This window comes from Kocuria sp. NPDC057446 (genome assembly GCF_042802875.1).
GTDB lineage: Bacteria > Actinomycetota > Actinomycetes > Actinomycetales > Micrococcaceae > Kocuria.
Window position 1 is genome coordinate 1 of record NZ_JBHVDI010000075.1, and the last position, 17,362, is coordinate 17,362.

Consider the following 17,362-nt stretch of genomic DNA (forward strand, 5'->3'; position numbering starts at 1 on the left):
CCACCGGTGGTGGGACGGGTCCGCGGGGCGGGCCGGCTCGGTGCCGGTCGCCGGTCGTCAGTGCTGGTGGCCGTGCCCGTCCGCGTCGTCGGCGGGCTTGTCCGTCACGAGCGTCTCGGTGGTCAGCACGAGCGCCGCGATGGACGCGGCGTTCTGCAGCGCCGAGCGGGTGACCTTGACCGGGTCGATGATGCCCGCGCCGACCATCTCGACGTACTCGCCGGTGGCGGCGTCGTAGCCGTGCCCGGGCTCGAGCTCGGCCACGCGGGAGGCGACCACGGCGCCGTCCTGGCCGGCGTTCTGGGCGATCCAGTACAGCGGCTGCCGCAGGGCGCGGCGGACGATGCCGAGCGCGGTCGCGGCGTCGCCGGTGAGCCCGAGGTCGGACTCGTCCAGGACCTTCGCGGCCTGCACGAGGGCGGTGCCGCCGCCGGAGACGATGCCCTGCTCGAGGGCCGCGCGCGTCGAGGACACGGCGTCCTCGATGCGGTGCTTGCGCTCCTTGGCCTCCACCTCGGTGGCGGCGCCGACCTTGATCACGGACACGCCGCCGGCCAGGCGCGCCAGGCGCTCCTGCAGCTTCTCGCGGTCCCACTCGGAGTCGGTGCGCTCGGCCTCGGCGCGGATCGTGGCGACCCGGTCCTGGATCTCGGCCTCGGTCCCGCCGCCGTCCACCACGGTGGTGGTGTTCTTGGTGACCGTGACCCGGCGGGCGGTGCCCAGCTGCTCCAGGGTGACCTGGTCGAGGCTGATGCCCAGCTCGGCGGTGATGAGCTGACCGCCGGTGAGGACGGCGAGGTCCTGCAGGATCGCCTTGCGGCGGTCGCCGAAGCCGGGGGCCTTGAGCGCCACGACGTCGAGGGTGCCGCGCAGCTTGTTGACCACGAGGGTGGACAGGGCCTCGCCCTCGACGTCCTCGGCGATGATGGTCAGCGGCTTCTTGGCCTGCAGGACCTTCTCCAGCACGGGCATGAGCTCCGGGACCGAGGAGATCTTGCCCTGGTACAGCAGCACCAGGGAGTTCTCCATGACCGCTTCCTGGCGCTCGGCGTCGGTCACGAAGGACGGGGACAGGTAGCCCTTGTCGAACTGCATGCCCTCGGTGACGTCGAGCTCGACCTCGGTGCTCGAGCCGTCCTCGATCGTGATGACGCCGTCCTTGCCGACGGTCTCGAAGGCCCGGGCGATGAGCTCGCCGATCGCCGGGTCCTGCGCGGAGATGGTCGCCACGTGGGCGACGTTGGCGCCCTCCACCGGGCGGGCGTTCTCGAGCAGGCGCTCCGAGACGGCCTCGACGGCCTTCTCGATGCCGCGCTTGAGGCTCAGCGGGTCGGCGCCGGCGGCCACGTTGCGCAGGCCCTCCTTGACGAGCGCCTGGGCGAGCACGGTGGCGGTGGTGGTGCCGTCGCCGGCGATGTCGTCGGTCTTCTTGGCGACCTCCTTGACGAGCTCGGCGCCGATCTTCTCGTACGGCTCGTCGAGCTCGATCTCCTTGGCGATGGACACGCCGTCGTTGGTGATCGTGGGGGCGCCCCAGGCCTTCTCGAGGACCACGTTGCGGCCGCGCGGGCCGAGGGTGACCTTGACGGCGTCGGCCAGCGTGTTCAGGCCCCGCTCGAGTCCGCGGCGTGCCTCTTCGTCGAAAGCAATCATCTTTGCCATGTGACTTCGTCCCTCCTGGACGGTAGACAAACGGTCGACCTCCACGGTGCCCGCGACGGACGGCGCGCACGACGGCGGACTCTTCCCGACGCCGTGCGGCACCTCACCGTGGTGGTTGAGGTGTCACTCCTGTGCCGGTGGCTGCCCGGGTCGGGCCGGGGACCGAGCCATTAGCAGTCCACACGACTGAGTGCTAATCGCAATCTTGGCACTCGTCCTCGGAGAGTGCAAACCCTTTGAGCCGATTCGGCTCAGCCCTGCCACTCCTCGCGGAGCACGCCGTAGATCATCCGGTCGTAGTACTCGCCGCCGACCTTGCGAGCCCGGCGGATCCGGGCCTCCTCCGTGAAGCCCAGCTTCTCCGCGACGCGGCACATGCCGGTGTTCCCGCTCCACGTCTCGAGATCCAGGCGGTGGGAGTCGGAGCGGGCGAAGAGGTGGTCGATCCACAGGCGCAGGGCCTCGGTGCCGTAGCCGCCGCTCCAGTGCTCCGGGGAGTACACGGTGATGCCCAGGGAGCGCAGCGGCAGCAGGTGCGTGCCGTCCCCGGGGTCCTCGGTGGGCTTCTCCGAGAAGTACCAGGACACCTGGCCGATGAAGCGGTCGTCCGCGGCGTCGGCGATCACCATCGTCTCGCGCGGGTCCGGCCAGTCCCCCGCCGCCACGTGCTCGCGGAGCGTGCCCAGCCAGCGCTGGGCGCCCTCGGCGGTGAAGTTCGGGTAGAACGGGCCGTCCGTGCGCTGCCACTCGTGCTCACCGCCGCCCTCGGGCGGCATGATCCACGCCTCGTAGGCGGTCAGGTCCGCCTCGGTCCAGTCGCGGACGCGGACTCGGCTTCCTTCGATCTGCACGGTGCTTCCTTCCGGTGGCGTCGGGGGCGTCGCCCGGGGGCGGTTCGGGGGTCTCGGCCGGTTCAGGGGTTCCCGGCCGGCTCAGGGGCCGGTGGACGCGGTCCCCGGAGCGGAGGCCGCGTCGGCGGGCGCGTTCAGGAACGAGACCACGCCGACGCCGAGGGTCAGCACTCCGGCCAGGACGATGGCGGTCAGCTCCCGGGCGCCCACGCGGACGGCCGGGCGGACACCGCGGTGGGCGCCCTGGCGAGGACCGTCCTCGGGAACGTCGTCGAACTCGTCGTGCGGGTACTGCGTCATCCGAGGTCCCCCCGCTGCCGGCGCAGCCTGGTCACGAGCATTGGGTCGTGCTCGAGAGCGGCGCGGGTGTCGATCAGGACGTTGAGCCGCTGGTAGTAGTGGGTCGGCGAGAGGTCCAGGCGGCGGCGGATCTCCATCTCCTTCGCCCCCTGGTACTTCCACTGCAGGTTCTCGAGGGCCAGGATCTCCCGGTCCCGGTCGCTCAGACCGGTTCCACCGCCGGACGGCTCCCCGTCCGGCACAGGGTCTCCGCCCGGCACAGGGTCTCCGCCCGGCGCGGAGTCCCCGCCGTGGACGGTGTCCTCGCGCGGCGCCGGGTCCGCACCGGGTCCGTCGTCGTCGGGCCGGACGCCCTCGGGCGCGGCGTGCTCGCCGGTCACCGCGACTCGGCCCTGGGCCGCACGGACACCGTGGTCAGCTGCGCGTCCTCGCCCGCGTCCACGACGGCGCGCACCGCCGCGGCGACGGACTCCGGACGGATGTAGCGCTCGGGGACGTACTCGTTGCCCAGGCTCGCCTGGATGTCCCGCTGCATCTGCGTGTCGACCGGGCCGGGGTGCACCGAGCTGACCACGACCCCGTCGGCCGCGACCTCCTGGCGGAGCGAGTCGGCGAGCGCGCGCAGGGCGAACTTCGAGGCCGCGTAGACGGCGTCCCCGCCCCGGGCGGTGAGCCCCGAGCCGGAGTTGAGGAACACGACCTTGCCCCTGGCGGCACGCAGGGCCGGCAGCAGGATCCGCGTCAGCTCCGCGGGGACCACCACGTTCAGCTCGAGCTGCGCCCGCCAGTCCGCCGCAGAGGCGGCCTCCACGGTCGTGCGCCCGGCCACGGCCGCCGAGTGCACGAGGACGTCGACCCGGTCCAGGTCGGCCAGCACGCCCGGCAGGGCCTCGACGTCGGTCAGGTCGGCGGCGCGGACGGTGACGTGCGGGAGCTCGGCGAGCTCGGCCAGCCGGGCGGCGTCGCGGCCCAGCGCCAGGACGTCGTGGTCGCGGGCGAGGTCCACCACGCACGCGCTGCCGATGCCTCCGGTGGCCCCGGTGACGACGGCGAGTGGTCGGATCTCGGTGCGGGAAGCGCTCATGCGCCCACTCTAACCAGTCCGCCGCCGCTCCCGCCCGCCCCTCCCCGAAGGGGCCGGGACCGTGACGACCCCGGTATCCTGGCCCGCAGCCGAGCACGCGGAGGAGCCCCATGGCAGCCGACCACCACGCCGCGGGGGATCCCGGGGCGGACCCGGACAGCGCGGAGGAGCCCTCCTCGCCGGCGCAGATCACGAAGCCCTCGTGGCGCTACATCCTGCGCCGCACCGTCCACGAGTTCCGCCGCGACGAGTGCACGGACTCGGCGGCGGTGATGACGTTCTTCGCCGTGCTGTCCATCTTCCCGGGGCTGCTCACGGTGGTGTCGATGCTCGGCGTCGTCGGCCAGGCGGAGGCGACCACCAGGACCCTGCTGCGCCTGTTCGAGGAGTTCGGGGTCCCCGAAGGGGCCGTGGCCGTGCTCGAGGGGCCGATCGGCGAGCTCACCGGGTTCCCGTCCGCGGGGCTGGCGCTGGTCACCGGTCTGGTCGGCGCCCTGTGGACGGCCTCGGGCTACGTCCGGTCCTTCGGGCGGTCCATGAACCGGATCTACGAGGTGGAGGAGGGCCGCCCGGTCTGGAAGCTCTACCCCCTGATGATCGGGGTGACCCTGTCCCTGATGGTCCTCGTGGTGGGCATGATGCTGCTCCTGCTGCTCTCCGGGCCGGTCGCGGAGCGGCTCGGCGGGCTGATCGGCCTCGGCGAGGCGGCGCTCCAGCTCTGGCAGGCCGCCCGCATCCCTGCCTTGCTGCTGCTGCTCGTGTTCATGATCGCCCTGCTGTACTACGCCACGCCGAACATCCGGCTGCCGAGGTTCCGGTGGCTGAGCATCGGCTCGGTGGTCGCCATCCTGGTCATGGCCGCGGCGACCAGCGGGTTCACCTTCTACGTCTCCAACGTCAACGACTACAACGCCACCTACGGGGCCATCGGCGGCGTGATCGTCCTGCTCCTGTGGATCTGGATCATGAACATCGTGCTGCTCGCCGGGGCCGAGCTCAACGCCGAGATCGAGCGCGGACGCCAGCTCCAGGCCGGGATCGAGGCCGAGGAGAACCTGCGCCTGCCGCCGAGGGACCTCCGGGGGGTGCGGAAGATGCGGGCGAAGGAGGACGAGCTCGTCGAGGAGGGCCGCGCCCTCCGGCACCGGCACACCGGTCCGGGCGGCGGTGCGGACCGGCCGTCGGACACCGGCACCGCGGACGACGCAGCACCGGCCTAGAGTGGTGCCCGGCACATCCGGGTCCGCACCTGCCGGCGCACCGGTGCCCGGACCGGCACCTGACGTCCGTCCCCGCGGCGGACGCCCGCACGACACCCGCACCGACACCCGCACCGAGGAGCACCGTGAGCGAGCCCCAGCCCCTGGACAGGATCATGGCCTCCGACTGGGCGGAGGCCCTCGCCCCGGTGGAACCGCAGATCCGGCAGATGGGCCGGTTCCTGCGCGAGGAGCACGCCGACGGGCACCGCACGCTCCCGGAGGGCGCGGCCGTCCTGCGGGCGTTCCAGGACCCGCTGGAGCAGGTCAGGGTGCTGGTCGTCGGACAGGATCCCTACCCCACTCCCGGCCACGCCATGGGCCTGTCCTTCTCGGTGCAGCCCCACGTGCGCCCCGTGCCGCGCTCCCTGCAGAACATCTACAAGGAGCTGCGGGACGACCTCGGCATCGAGCCGCCGGAGCACGGGGACCTCTCCGCGTGGTCGCGCCAGGGCGTGATGCTCCTGAACAGGGTCCTCACCGTGCGCGAGGGGACCCCGGCGTCCCACCGGGGCCAGGGCTGGGAAGCGGTCACGGAGCGCGCCATCAAGGTCCTCGCCGACCGCGGGACCCCGCTGGTGGCCATCCTGTGGGGCCGGGACGCGCGGAGCACCGCCGCGTGGCTGGACGGCTTCCCCACGGTCGAGTCCGCGCACCCGTCCCCGCTGTCCGCGTCCCGGGGCTTCTTCGGCTCCCGGCCGTTCTCCCGCACGAACCAGCTCCTCGAGCAGCAGGGCGCGGAGCCGGTCGACTGGCGGCTGTGACGCCGGGGGCCTCCGTTAGGGTGGGCGGCATGACGACGACCCTCGGGGCCAGGCCCACCCGACCCCGCAAGCCGCAGCTGAACCTGACGGTCCGCTCGCGTGAGCTGCTGTCCCCGTCGATGGTCCGGGTGGTCCTGGGCATCGACGAGCCCGAGCGCTACGCGGACATCGTCCCCCCCGAGAAGTACGTGAAGCTCGTCTTCCTCCGGCCCGGCACGGAGCACTCCGCCGCGGACCCAGGACGCGCCCCGGACTACTGGCAGCTCAAGGAGGACCTGCCGGGCGACCGGCAGCCGGTCACCCGCCACCTCACGATCCGCAGGTACGTGCCCGAGCGCCACGAGCTGTGGATGGACTTCGTGCTGCACGGCGACGACGGCTTCGCGGGCCCCTGGGCGGCCCGCGCCGAGCCCGGGGACCGCATCATCGCCCTGGGCCCCGGCGGGAAGTGGACGCCCGCCCCGGACGCGGCGTGGACCCTCATCGCCGCCGACGACGCCGCGGTCCCCGCCGCTCTCGCCGTCCTGGAGGCGCTCCCCGCCTCCGCGCGCGGGGAGGTGCTCCTGGAAGTGGACTCGCCCCGCGACGTGCAGCCGGTGTCCGCGCCGACCGGGATGGCGGTGCGCTGGGTCTTCCGCTCCGAGATCGGCGGCGACGAGGTCCCCGCCCTGGTGCGTGCCGTGCGCGGGGCGGGATGGCCCGCAGGCCCGGAAGGTGTCCAGGTCTTCGCCCACGGCGAACGGGAGGTCATGAAGGCCCTGCGCGAGGAGCTGTTCACCCGCCGCCGGCTGGAGCGGGACCAGGTGTCGTTGTCCGGCTACTGGGCCCGGGGCCGCACTGAGGACGTGTTCCAGGCCGAGAAGAAGCTGCCGGTGGGCCAGGTCCTCTGAGCCGGGGCCGGGGGCCCCGTGCAGCCCGTCCACGAGGTGCCGCCGGGACGGGCACTGTTCTTCGCATCGGCTCCTGGGCCGCAGCCGGTGCTCCTGCCCGGCCGGACTCCCGCACGGCCGGCGCTCCTGCGGGACGGGTCGGCCGGCCGCTTGCCGGCGTGCTCTTATGGTGTCCGACCCGGCAGGGACCATGGAGCATGACCACCATCGCGGAACGGCCGCGGACCCCGGAGGACGCCCTCCGGCAGGACACGGAGCCGGCCGGGACCGACCGTGAGTACGCCGCTGCCGTCGCCGAGCTGGTCGAGGACGCCCGGGCAGAGGCCCGGGCTGCGGGCCGGCAGCTGCGGACGGTCCACCGGATGTGGCAGCTGCAGGAGCGGGCCCACGAACATCGGCTCGCCACGCGCTCCTGTCGGCCGGCCGAGCGCTCCGGACGTCCCGCGCCGGATGTCCCGGAGCCGGAGCGGCGCACCGTGCTGGACGTGGCCGACGAGATCGGCCCGGCGCTGAGGCTGCCGGCGGGCACAGCGGTGCGACGGGTCGAGAACGCGATCCTGCTGGCCGAGTGCCTTCCGCAGGTCCTGCAGGCGCTGGAGTCCGGAACGGTCACGCTGCGACAGGCCGAGGTGATCGTGGACCTGTGGCGGGATCTGGCGGGCAGGGCCGACCGACCGCCCGAGCAGTGGGCGGCCGGCGACTCCGTGGTCCGCGTCGTGGACGAGCTGCTGGAGAAGGCCAGGACGGTCACCGTGGCGCAGCTCCGGGCGCTCGCACGCCGCCGACGGTCCTGGCTGCTGGCCGGCACCGAGGAGGACCGCCACCGGGTGGCCCACCGTGGCCGCCGGGTGTGGCTCGAGCCCGAGGAGGACGGCATGGCACGGCTGTGCGCGCTCCTGGACGCCGCCACCGCCCACGCCGTCCTCCACCGGCTCGCGTCCATCGCCTCGCGGGTGGATCCGCTCGGCCCGCGCCCCGATGTGCCGGGGTGCACCGGGGCGGATCGGGACACCGGTCACGGCTCCGCCCAGGACACCGGCCAGAACGCCGGCCGGAACGCCGGCCGGAACACCGTGCAAGGCCCCGGCCAGGACACCGGTCGCGGTTTCCGGGAGCGCGGGCCGCGCACCGCCGGACAGCTGCGCGCTGACGTGCTCGCCGCGCTGCTGCTGGACGGGGAGCCCGCCCGGATGCCCGAGCACCTGCGCGGCATCCGCGGGCAGGTCGTGGTCACCGTGCCCGTGCTCGCCCTGCTGGGAAGCGCTGCGCGGAGTCCGCACGACGACTCGTCGGGCGCCGGCACGGCACCGGACGCCGGCAAGGCACCGGACGCCGAGCGGCCCGCCGGAGCCGCGGGCTGCGCGGAGCTGGCCGGCTACGGGCCGATCCCGGTCAGCGTGGCCGAGCGGATCGCCGCCGGCGCCGCGTCCTGGTCGAGGATCCTGACCCACCCCGTGACCGGCACGGTGCTGGACCACGACCGCACCACCTATGCGGTGCCGGCCGACCTCCGGCGCCGGCTGCGGGGGAGGGACGGCACTTGCCGGTTCCCCGGATGCCGGCGGCGGGCCGAGCGCTGCGATCTCGACCACACCGTGGCCTGGGCCGAGGGCGGGTCCACTGCCGCGGGCAACCTCGCCCACCTGTGCCGCCACCACCACGTGCTCAAGCACCGGCACGGTCCGCTCGGACGCTGGCAGGTCCGCCAGCGCGGCCCAGGGACCCCGGAAGGCGTCCTGGAGTGGACCTCACCGGCGGGACGCGTCCACGTCACCTATCCCCAGGAGCACCACCATCCCGTGCTCTCACCGCTCCGGATCCACGACGACGTGCCCGTCGCCCCGCCCGCACCGCCGACTGCGTCGACGTCCGGAGTGCCGACGTCCGGTTCGCCGACCGCCGGGTCGCTGACGTCCGGACCGCCGACCTTCCGCTCGTCCTGGTCGGATCCACCACCCTTCGAGGGGGCGCGGGCGGCGCGCGGCCCGGCTCCCGGTGCCCTGGGCTTCCACGACCTCGCGTCCTTCGACGACCCACCGCCGTTCTGACCCGGACGCTCTACCCGGTCGCTCCGGATCGGACACTCCGCCCCGGCGCTCTGCCACGCAAGCTCCGCCCCCGTCGCTCTGACCCGGACGCTCTGCCCCGGGCCGGTGCCTCGGCCGGGGTCAGCGTCGCCGGTTGCGCCGGGAGCTGGTGCCGTTGAGGTGACCCACGAAGGGACGCATCAGGTACTTGCCGAGCACCACGCCGGAGGCCAGTGCCACGATCGAGGCCATCGCGTTGACGAGCCCCACGATCCCCGGTCCGTAGGTGTCCGTCTCCACGGTGATGGTGTACATGCCGCGGAAGATCGACAGCCCGGGCAGCAGGAACGTCATCGCGGGGATCGCCAGGACCAGCTGGGGAATCCGGTGCCGCGCCGCGAGCACTGTCGCCACGCACCCGCTCGTGACCGCCGCGAGGGCCGTGTCCAGGCGTGCGCCCAGACCGGCGGCCATGCCGGCATGGTAGACCACGAGGCCTCCGAGGGCCGCCGCCACGGTCGAGAGCACGTGGTGTGGCTTGGCCTGCATCGTGACCGCGATGAGCCCGGTCGCGATCAGCATGAACACGGAGTTGGTCAGCGGGCCCACCGGGTCGAAGGCGCTCTGCGAGACGTCCACGCGCGGCATGCCCGCGTAGCCGGCCACGGAGATGCCCCCGGCGATGCCGGCCACGATGCCGAGGAACGCCATGGACGTGGAGAGCAGCCGGCCGGCCGCCGTGACCGGGAAGCCGTTGATCGCGTCCTGCATGGTGGAGACCATGCGGGTGGTGGGCAGGAGCATGATGATCCCGCCCGCGATGACCCGGGCCGGGGACAGGTCGACCCCGGCCCAGGACAGCAGCAGGGCCATCGTGGTGAGGATGCCGGACTGGGCGGCCATGGTGAAGAACTCGGGGATCCGCCAGACGCCCAGCCGGTGCGCCACGACCTGGTTGATGATCGAGGACAGGCCGGCGACGATCGCACCCAGGATCCCTCCCCCGATGCCCACGGTGATGGACACCGCCGCGGCGGTCGTGGCGGCCCGCACCATCCACCGCGGATAGGGCTTGGGCTTGGCGTTGATCGCCTCGAGGCGCCGCTCCGCCTCCCCGCGGGGCATCTCCCCGCCCGTGATGTCGGCAACGAGCTGGTGCGTCTCGGCCAGGCCCGCGTAGTTGTCCGTCCAGGAGCGCACGACCCGCATGACCGTGTGGCTGTTCGTGTCCGGGTCGTTGAAGACGTCCTCGCGGGTGCGGGTGTCGCCGCCGTCCGCCTGGTCCTCGGCGACGTAGTTGATCGTCACGGCCTGGTTGGTGATGTCCACCTCGACGTTCTCGACGCCGTAGGTGGCGCACACGGCGATGATGGCGTTCTCGACGTCGAGGGCGTCCGCACCGTAGTGGAACATCGTCTCCGCCAGCCGCAGCGCGAAGTTCAGGGTGCGCCGGGCCTGCCGGCTGGTGGACTCCCCGAACCGGCGCAGGTTGGCGAACGGGGAGGCGTTGAGCCGCTCCACCACGCGCATGGGCGCGGTGGGCGCGGCCTCCCCCTGCAGGATGGAGCGCAGCCGGCCGCGGCCGCCGGGCCGGGCGCCCTGGGCCCGGGTGGACGGGTAGGCTCCCCGCTGCATCCGGTCGGAGCTCTTGCCGGGCGCCGGGAGGGGGCCGATCGTCGTCGTCTCCGGGCGGGCGACGGGGACCGTGTCGGTGCGCCGCCGCCGTCGTGCCGTCGTCGCCAGGGGCACGGTCTCCGCGGCGGAGAGCAGCTCCCGGCGCTCCTCCGGCTCAGAAGTGTCACCGTGCCGGCGGATCAGGCTCGTGCTGAGCACGGGCAGCGCCTGCGGGGCGTCGGGCACGATGTCGAGGGCCGTGGTCCCCGCGCGGCGCCGGGCGTGCAGGGCCTGGTCCTCGGTGGGGCGCACCGCGGGCAGCCCGGCGCCGTGCCGGGCGACCGGGCGGGCGGCCCCCGTGAGGGTGGTGTCGCCGCCCGGTCCGAAGGGCTCGACGACGTGCGCGTCGGGCTCCTCGGCCCCGCCCGACGAGGGGTAGGCGGCGAACGGGCGCAGGGGGGCGCGCTGGTCGGTCACCACGCGGCGTTCCTCCTTCCGTGGCGCGGGGGCGGGGACCCGGCGGGCGGTCGGGGCCTGGATCAGTAGAAGGGCTGGCCCGTGCGGCGGACCCACAGCTGGCGCTGGACCTTCTCGGCCACGTTCGTCCAGACCGCGTACTTGGCGGGGCCCAGGACCTGGTCGTGGACGCCCACGAAGTCGACCACGGTCTTGGTGAAGCTCGTCTTGAACAGGCCCAGCCCGTAGTAGGGGTGCTCCTTGTTCTTGAGCTGGTCGCTCGGCGGGGTGCCGCAGAAGTCGTACTCGACGATCCCGTGCTCCCGCATCAGGTCCGTGATCGCGGTCCACTGGAGCAGGTGGGAGTCGCCGTACTGGCGGCGCCGGGGCTTCGAGCCGCCGTCCTTGTAGGTGCCCTTCTGGCCGTAGGCGATCACGTAGGCGCCCACGGAGGGCTCGCCGTCCTCGTAGGTGAAGTACAGCCGGCCCTGACCGGCCCTCTCGAAGCCCGTCCAGAACTTCGCGTAGTACTCGTAGGAGCGCAGGTTCACGTTCGCGTCCCCCTGCCCCACCGTGTCCATGAGCGCGTACATCCGGCGCATGTTCTGCTCGGTGAGCTCGACCCGCTCGACCGTGCAGCCCTCGCGCAGGGCCCGCCGGACGGCGTTGCGGCCGCGGGAGTGCAGCGACTTCAGCACGGCCTCCTCGTCCCGGTCGGTGTCGAGGACGGCCGTGGAGTCGTTGGGCTGGATGTCGAAGGACTTCTTGAGCCCGGCCCGTGCCAGCACGCCCCGGGCGTACTCCGAGTCCAGGACGTCGGGCTCGATCTTGATCGCGAAGACGTTCAGCCGCTGCTCGGCGACGAGGCGGGCGCTGGCCTCGGCGATCCCGGGGATGTCGTCCACGGTGGCGACGTCGGGGCCCTTGATCATGTACCAGAGCTTGCCGAGGGCCGGCACCGCCTTCTCGAGGACGAGGTTGTAGGACGCCTGCCCGCCGTCGGCGGGTTCGTGCACGAGGTGCCGGGGTCGCCAGCCGTGGTCCGCCTTGACGTCCGCGAAGGACGCGGACTGCAGCAGGTTGCCGCCGTGGGGGTTCGCCGTGACGTGGGTGTCCCAGTCGGCGATCTCCTGGGCGGTGGCGAAGCGTGCGGTGAACTCTCGCAAGGCTCTCTCAATCGTCGGGGTCGTCGGGGCCGGTCGGCCGGGGGTGGCCGACGGGCCGGTGGCCGGCGGGGACCGGCCCCGGTCAGTCTAACCGCGCAGGCCTGAGCCGCTTCTGAGCCGTGCCGTGCCCCGGGGACCGGGCCGGGACCGGGTGCCGTGCTGTGTATTCTGTTCAGGCGGTTCGCACCGGCAGACCGGCGGCGCGTGCCGGACGGAGCCCGCACCGATCCCCGGCGCGGTCCGGACCAGGGAGGTGGCGGAAGCCGTGGGCGGACCGGGCGGGCGGTGGAGCATCGCGCGCGCGGCGGTCCTCGTGACGGGGCTGACCGCCGTCTCCACCCTGCTGGGCTTCGCCCGGGACGTGGTGGTCGGCGCCGTCTTCGGCGCGGGCGCCGAGCTGGACGCGTGGTTGGTGGCGCAGGGCGTGCTGAACGTCGTGCTCGGCCTCCTGGCCTGGGCGATGGCCCGCTCCGTGACCCCCGTGACCTCCCGGGAGGCCGCCCGGGAGCGTGCCGACGGCACGGAGTGCCGCGGCCACCGCGGCTTCGAGGTCTCCCTCACCGTCACCGTGGTCGTGCTCGGCCTGGCCGCCGTGGTGACGGGCCTGCTCGCCGAACCGGTCACCGCCCTGCTCGCCCCCGGGTTCGACGACGCCCAGACCGCCACGGCCGCCTCGCTCACCCGGGTCGTGCTCGTCGCGACGGTGCTCGTGGCGGGCACCGACCTGCTGGCCTCCCTCGTCCAGGCGCACGGCCGCTTCGCGTGGTCCTCCCTGCAGGGCGTCCCGTTCAACGTCGTCATGATCGCCGCGGCAGGCCTGTTCGGCCCCCGGTACGGCATCTCCGCGCTCGCCGTGGGCTACGTGCTGGGCTCCGCGGCGCGGCTGCTGATGCAGCTGCCCCCCGTGCGGTCGCTCGGCACCCGGCTCCGGCCCCGGTGGGACCTTCGGGACCCCGGCTTCCGAGAGATCGCCCGGCTCGTGCCGCCCATGCTCGTGGGCAACGCCGTGGTCAACGTCAACACCCTCGTCGACCGGGCGGTGGGATCCACCCTCGAGGACGGCACCATCACGGCCCTGACCTACGGCTGGCGCCTGGTCGACCTGCCGGAGACCCTTGTCATCGCGGCCCTGCTCGTCCCGCTCTACCCGGCCCTCGGCGCCGCTGCGGACGACCGGCCCGAGCTGCGGCGCCTCGTGACCCGCGGGCTCGCCGTGGTCGTCACGGTGCTCGCCCCCGTGTGTGCGATCTTCGTGGTCGCGGCCGGTCCCCTCGTCGCCACGGCGTTCGGCCACGGCGCGTTCGACGACGGGGACGTCGCGGCGACGGCCACCGCGGTCGTCTGGTACGCGCCGGCCCTGCTCGCCCTCGGCTTCCGCCAGGTGGTGGTCCGCGCGTCCTACGCCCTCGGGGACTCGCGCGGACCGGTGGTCGTGGCGGTGCTGGCCATGGTCGTCAACGTGGTCGGCGACATCGCCCTGGCCCCGGTGCTGGGCCTCGCCGGCATCGCGGTGGCCACGACCGCGTCGCTCGTCGTCGCGGCGCTGCTCAACGCGTGGCTGCTGGACCGGCGGCACGACGGGCTCGATACGCGGGCGACGACGTCGCTGGTGGGTCGGGCGCTCGTCCTGGCGGTCCTCGCCGGCGTCGCGGGCCTGGGCGTGCGGGAGGCGCTGGCGGAGCTGCCGTCGTTCGTGCTCGCGGTGCTCTGCGCGGCCGTGGTGGGCGGGACGTACCTGCTCGGGCTCGTCGTGCTGCGAGCCCCCGAGCGGCTGCTCGTGGGCGAGACGCTGCGGTCGCTGCGCCGGCGGCGCTGAGTCGCCGAGTGCGCCGACGGCGCCGGCCGGCCGCCCTACCGGGACCCGGCGCCGCTGCCGAGGCGCCAGGTGGCCAGGTGCCACGTGGGCCCGGGGTCGCGCAGGTCCCACACGCTGTGCTGGGCGCCACGGCCCCAGCGGAGGGTGTCGGCGACGTCCGCGGCCAGACCGCCGCGGCGCTCCACCGACGCCCGGCGCAGGTCGCCGGCGAGCCAGGCGTAGCGGACCCCGGGGCGGGCGTCCGGCAGCTCCGGGACGGGCCCGCCGAGCACCAGCCGGCCCCACGCGTCGGCCAGCCCGGGGCGGGCGGCCTCGGCCAGGGCCATCGAACCGAAGAAGCGGCCGTTGAGGTCGATGAGCTGGGGGACGCCGTCGTCCCCGGTGAGGAACTGCAGCTCCACGAGGCCCCACCAGCCGAGGTCGCGCAGCAGCGCCTCGGCGCGGGCCGCGAGCGCCTCGTCGACCGGGACCGTCCGCGCACGCGCCGAGACGCCGCTGGGCGTGGGCCACAGCCGGGAGGTGACCTGTTGGACCCGCCCGCGCAGGCGGCCGTCGTGGTAGACCCCGATGAGGGCCCCGAGGGTGCCGCGCACGGGCGCCTGGAGCACGGGCTCGGCACCGGCCTCGCGGATGCGCCGGATCTGCCCCGCGGCGGCGGAGGCGTCCGGGAAGAGCTTGGCCTCGATGCGGTGGGGCCGGGTCTGCCCGGGTGCCCAGTGCGCCCGGCACTTGACGACGACGGGCCCGTCCCAGGCGGTGAGCGCCTCGTCCGTGGCCTCAAGCGTGCGGGGAGCGGTCAGGCCCGCCCTGCCCGCCCGGTCGGTGAGGCCGACCTTGTCGAGGGCCGCCGCGACCACGTCGGGGCCGGGGTGGGCCACCGCCGCCGGGAGGTGCTGGCGGTAGGCCGAGACCGCGGCCATCCAGTCGTCGCCGGCGCCGAAGACGACGTCGTAGGAGCCCTCCGCGATCGCCCGGCGGATGCCGTCGATGAATCCGGCGCCGTCGCCGCGGGGGCGCGGCACCTCGTGGCGGACCGCGGCCGCCCGGGTGGCGCCGAGCATGCCCGGGCCGTCGGACGTGCCGACGCCCACGTACCAGCCCGCCCGTTCGAGCGCGCGCGCCCCCGCCAGGGCTCCCCGGTCCCGGCCCGTGCCCACGACGAGGGCCCGCCACGGCGCCCGCGCCGCGCGCTCCTGCTCCCGGCTGCTGTGGTCGAACGGTGGTCGGTCGGCGGTCATCGATCCTCCATCGGGGTGTGCGGGCATCCCCTCCACGGTAGTCGGCGCACGTGGGAGGGCCGTGGGACGGGCCGGGACAGGCAACGGCGCCCGCCCACCGGTGCGGTGGACGGGCGCCGTGGCCGGGTCCTGCGGTCCTACTCGGCGTCGTGGTCCGTCTCGAGGATCTGCACGAGCGCGTCGAGCGCGTCGTCGGCGCCCTCGCCCTCGGCGCGGAGGACGACCTTGTCCCCCTGGCCGGCGCCGAGCGACATCAGCGACAGCACGCTCGAGGCGTCCATCGCCTCGTCCTCGGGCTCGCCCTCGGCGGCGATCGTGATGTCGAGGTCGTACTCCCCGGCCGCCTCGGCGAAGATCGCCGCGGGGCGGGCGTGCAGGCCGACGGACGAGGCGATGGTGGCGGTGCGTTCTGCCATGGTGGTGCTCCTTCGGGTTGCGGGGTCCTGGGTGGCGGATCCCGGTGGTTGGGGTGGTGCGGGAAAAGTGTGGTGGCGGATCAGAGCCCGAGCTCGGCGAGCACGCTGAGCTTCGCGCGCACGGCGGCTGCGGCCTCCTCGGCGCTGGACTGCTCGATCGCGGTCTCGGCGAGGGCCTGGGCGGTGGCGAGGTCGACGCTGCGCAGCACCGCGGCGACCGCGGCGAGTCCGCGGGAGCTCATGGACAGGGTGTGCACCCCGAGGCCCACGAGCACCACGGCGAGCGCGGGGTCGGCCGCGGCCTCGCCGCAGACCCCCACGTTGCGCGGGCCTGCGCCCTCGGACTCGGCCCGGCGGGCGCCCTCCACGGTGTACCGGATCATGCGCAGCACGGCGGGCTGCCACGGGTTGTTGAGCTCCGCGAGGGAGCCCATCATCCGGTCCGCGGCCATCGTGTACTGGGTCAGGTCGTTGGTGCCCAGGGAGACGAAGTCGACGTGGCGCAGGATCTGGTCGGCGGTGACGGCCGCGGACGGCGTCTCCACCATGACCCCGGGGACCCGCAGGCCCGCGGCCGCCGTCATCGCGGCGAAGTCCCGGGCCTCGGAGGTCGTGGCGATCATCGGCGCCATGACCCACACGTCCGCGTCCGTCGCCTTCTCCGCCAGGGCGATGGCCTCGAGCTGGCGGGCGAGCACGCCCGGCACCGAGCGGTCCGTGCGGTAGCCCCGGACCCCCAGCGCGGGGTTGGGCTCGGCGGTGTCGGTGAGGAAGGGCAGCGGCTTGTCCGCCCCGGCGTCGAGGGTGCGGACCACGACCTTCTTGCCGGGGAAGGACTCGAGGATCGCGGTGTACTGCTCCACCTGCTCCTCGACGGAGGGCTCCTTGTCCCGCCCCAGGAAGCAGAACTCGGTGCGCAGCAGCCCCACGCCCTGGGCGCCCGCGGCGGCCGCCGTGCGGGCGTCCTCGGGGGTGCCCACGTTGGCGAGCAGCGGGACCTCGGTGCCGTCCGAGAGCACGCCGCGGCCGTCGAAGGCCTCGCGCGCCGCGGCGCTGCGCACCCAGGCCTCCACGAGCTCCTGCTCGTCCGCCCCGGGCTCGGTGCGGATCTCGCCGGTGGCGCCGTCCACGAACACGCGCGTGCCGTCGGCGAGCGCCTCGACGCCCCGGGCCGCCACGACCGCGGGCAGCCCCAGGTTGCGGGCCAGGATGGCCGTGTGGGACTGCGGCCCGCCGCCGGAGGTGACCAGGGCCAGGACCATCTCGGGATCCAGGGTGGCCGTGTCGGCGGGCGCGAGGTCCTCGGCCGTGAGCACGAACGGGACGTCCCGCTGCGGCACGCCCGGCATGGGCAGCCCCTGGAGCTGGGAGACGAGCCGCGCCCGGACGTCCTCGATGTCCGCGGCGCGCTCGGCCATGTACCCGCCGAGGGCGCGCATCTGGTCCGCGTAGTCGCTCGCGGCCTCCCACAGGGCCCGCTCGGGAGCGAGCCCCTTCCCGTTGATGAGCTTCGCGGCGTTCTTCAGCAGCGCCTTGTCCCCCGCCATGAGGGCCGTGGACTTGAGCACGTCCGCGGCGTCCTTCTCGACGGCGACCTCGGCACGACCCTTGAGATCCGCCTTGACGGCAGCCGCGGCGGTCTGCAGCCGGACCACCGCGGCCTCGGGCTCCTCGTCCTGCAGGGTCAGCCCCGCGGCCGGCTCGGAGACGGGCTCCGGCATGCTCACGAGCTCGCCGATGACGCGGCCCGCGCACACCCCCACGCCTGTCAGTGTCTGCATGGTGTTCCTCTTCCTGGAGAAAAGAGCTGGTCGTGCAC

15 protein-coding genes are annotated in these 17,362 nt (G+C 74.2%); 5 read left to right on the forward strand and 10 right to left on the reverse strand.

Features of this window, described 5'->3' with window-relative positions; genetic code table 11:
- Positions 1 to 57: 57 nt before the first annotated feature.
- From groL to ACFU0Y_RS10550, 5 genes are all read right to left on the reverse strand, one after another.
- Entirely contained in the window at positions 58 to 1,662 is a 1,605-nt protein-coding gene (groL, locus tag ACFU0Y_RS10530; RefSeq protein WP_380214449.1) for a chaperonin GroEL, read from the reverse strand.
- A gap of 251 nt (positions 1,663 to 1,913) precedes the next feature.
- On the reverse strand, positions 1,914 to 2,513 hold the full coding sequence (locus ACFU0Y_RS10535) for a GNAT family N-acetyltransferase (RefSeq protein ID WP_380214450.1): 600 nt from the start codon (positions 2,511 to 2,513) through the stop codon (positions 1,914 to 1,916).
- Between the two features lie 81 nt (positions 2,514 to 2,594).
- Positions 2,595 to 2,813 carry a hypothetical protein gene (locus tag ACFU0Y_RS10540; protein WP_380214451.1) on the reverse strand — a complete coding sequence of 73 codons (219 nt, stop codon included), beginning with the start codon at positions 2,811 to 2,813 and terminating at the stop codon, positions 2,595 to 2,597.
- On the reverse strand, positions 2,810 to 3,193 hold the full coding sequence (locus ACFU0Y_RS10545) for a DUF3263 domain-containing protein (protein WP_380214452.1): 384 nt from the start codon (positions 3,191 to 3,193) through the stop codon (positions 2,810 to 2,812). The genes ACFU0Y_RS10540 and ACFU0Y_RS10545 overlap by 4 nt, the downstream gene beginning before the upstream one ends.
- Entirely contained in the window at positions 3,190 to 3,897 is a 708-nt protein-coding gene (locus ACFU0Y_RS10550; protein WP_380214453.1) for an SDR family oxidoreductase, read from the reverse strand. Before ACFU0Y_RS10550 ends, ACFU0Y_RS10545 begins: the two co-directional genes overlap by 4 nt.
- A gap of 110 nt (positions 3,898 to 4,007) precedes the next feature.
- On the opposite strand from ACFU0Y_RS10550, the gene ACFU0Y_RS10555 reads away from it, so the two are divergent.
- The 4 genes from ACFU0Y_RS10555 to ACFU0Y_RS10570 all read left to right on the forward strand — a co-directional run bounded on the left by ACFU0Y_RS10555 (position 4,008) and on the right by ACFU0Y_RS10570 (position 8,858).
- A complete protein-coding gene (locus ACFU0Y_RS10555) occupies positions 4,008 to 5,117 on the forward strand; it encodes a YihY/virulence factor BrkB family protein (RefSeq protein ID WP_380214454.1) in 1,110 nt (369 codons plus the stop codon).
- A 125-nt stretch (positions 5,118 to 5,242) separates the two neighbouring features.
- Positions 5,243 to 5,920 (forward strand): uracil-DNA glycosylase, encoded by a 678-nt coding sequence (locus ACFU0Y_RS10560; RefSeq protein ID WP_380214455.1) that lies wholly within the window; start codon positions 5,243 to 5,245, stop codon positions 5,918 to 5,920.
- A 29-nt stretch (positions 5,921 to 5,949) separates the two neighbouring features.
- Positions 5,950 to 6,810 (forward strand): siderophore-interacting protein, encoded by an 861-nt coding sequence (locus ACFU0Y_RS10565; RefSeq protein WP_380214456.1) that lies wholly within the window; start codon positions 5,950 to 5,952, stop codon positions 6,808 to 6,810.
- 197 nt (positions 6,811 to 7,007) lie between these two features.
- Complete coding sequence (locus tag ACFU0Y_RS10570; protein ID WP_380214457.1) at positions 7,008 to 8,858, forward strand: DUF222 domain-containing protein; 1,851 nt, start codon at positions 7,008 to 7,010, stop codon at positions 8,856 to 8,858.
- Between the two features lie 120 nt (positions 8,859 to 8,978).
- Here the strand turns inward: ACFU0Y_RS10570 and ACFU0Y_RS10575 are convergent, their stop codons facing one another.
- Both ACFU0Y_RS10575 and ACFU0Y_RS10580 read right to left on the reverse strand, forming a co-directional pair.
- Complete coding sequence (locus tag ACFU0Y_RS10575) at positions 8,979 to 10,931, reverse strand: threonine/serine exporter ThrE family protein (RefSeq protein ID WP_380214458.1); 1,953 nt, start codon at positions 10,929 to 10,931, stop codon at positions 8,979 to 8,981.
- A gap of 59 nt (positions 10,932 to 10,990) precedes the next feature.
- Positions 10,991 to 12,073, reverse strand: a complete 1,083-nt coding sequence (locus ACFU0Y_RS10580; protein ID WP_380214459.1) for a lipid II:glycine glycyltransferase FemX — start codon at positions 12,071 to 12,073, stop codon at positions 10,991 to 10,993.
- Positions 12,074 to 12,326: 253 nt separating this feature from the next.
- Between ACFU0Y_RS10580 and murJ the strand changes: the two genes are divergently transcribed.
- Complete coding sequence (gene murJ / locus ACFU0Y_RS10585; protein ID WP_380214460.1) at positions 12,327 to 13,889, forward strand: murein biosynthesis integral membrane protein MurJ; 1,563 nt, start codon at positions 12,327 to 12,329, stop codon at positions 13,887 to 13,889.
- 35 nt (positions 13,890 to 13,924) lie between these two features.
- On the opposite strand, the gene ACFU0Y_RS10590 is transcribed toward murJ, so the two are convergent.
- From ACFU0Y_RS10590 to ptsP, 3 genes are all read right to left on the reverse strand, one after another.
- Positions 13,925 to 15,127, reverse strand: a complete 1,203-nt coding sequence (locus ACFU0Y_RS10590; protein WP_380214461.1) for an ATP-grasp domain-containing protein — start codon at positions 15,125 to 15,127, stop codon at positions 13,925 to 13,927.
- A gap of 137 nt (positions 15,128 to 15,264) precedes the next feature.
- Positions 15,265 to 15,543: an HPr family phosphocarrier protein gene (locus ACFU0Y_RS10595; protein WP_380214462.1), complete on the reverse strand. Its 279-nt coding sequence runs from the start codon at positions 15,541 to 15,543 to the stop codon at positions 15,265 to 15,267.
- 80 nt (positions 15,544 to 15,623) lie between these two features.
- Entirely contained in the window at positions 15,624 to 17,324 is a 1,701-nt protein-coding gene (gene ptsP / locus ACFU0Y_RS10600; protein ID WP_380214463.1) for a phosphoenolpyruvate--protein phosphotransferase, read from the reverse strand.
- Positions 17,325 to 17,362: the final 38 nt, after the last annotated feature.

Excerpts from the sequence above, each read along its gene's own strand:
- groL (WP_380214449.1), bottom strand. The coding sequence starts at position 1,662 with ATGGCAAAGATGATTGCTTTCGACGAAGAGGCACGCCGCGGACTCGAG.
- ACFU0Y_RS10540 (WP_380214451.1), bottom strand. The coding sequence starts at position 2,813 with ATGACGCAGTACCCGCACGACGAGTTCGACGACGTTCCCGAGGACGGT.
- ACFU0Y_RS10550 (WP_380214453.1), bottom strand. The coding sequence starts at position 3,897 with ATGAGCGCTTCCCGCACCGAGATCCGACCACTCGCCGTCGTCACCGGG.
- ACFU0Y_RS10555 (WP_380214454.1), top strand. The coding sequence starts at position 4,008 with ATGGCAGCCGACCACCACGCCGCGGGGGATCCCGGGGCGGACCCGGAC.
- ACFU0Y_RS10565 (WP_380214456.1), top strand. The coding sequence starts at position 5,950 with ATGACGACGACCCTCGGGGCCAGGCCCACCCGACCCCGCAAGCCGCAG.
- ACFU0Y_RS10570 (WP_380214457.1), top strand. The coding sequence starts at position 7,008 with ATGACCACCATCGCGGAACGGCCGCGGACCCCGGAGGACGCCCTCCGG.
- ACFU0Y_RS10590 (WP_380214461.1), bottom strand. The coding sequence starts at position 15,127 with ATGACCGCCGACCGACCACCGTTCGACCACAGCAGCCGGGAGCAGGAG.
- ACFU0Y_RS10595 (WP_380214462.1), bottom strand. The coding sequence starts at position 15,543 with ATGGCAGAACGCACCGCCACCATCGCCTCGTCCGTCGGCCTGCACGCC.
- ptsP (WP_380214463.1), bottom strand. The coding sequence starts at position 17,324 with ATGCAGACACTGACAGGCGTGGGGGTGTGCGCGGGCCGCGTCATCGGC.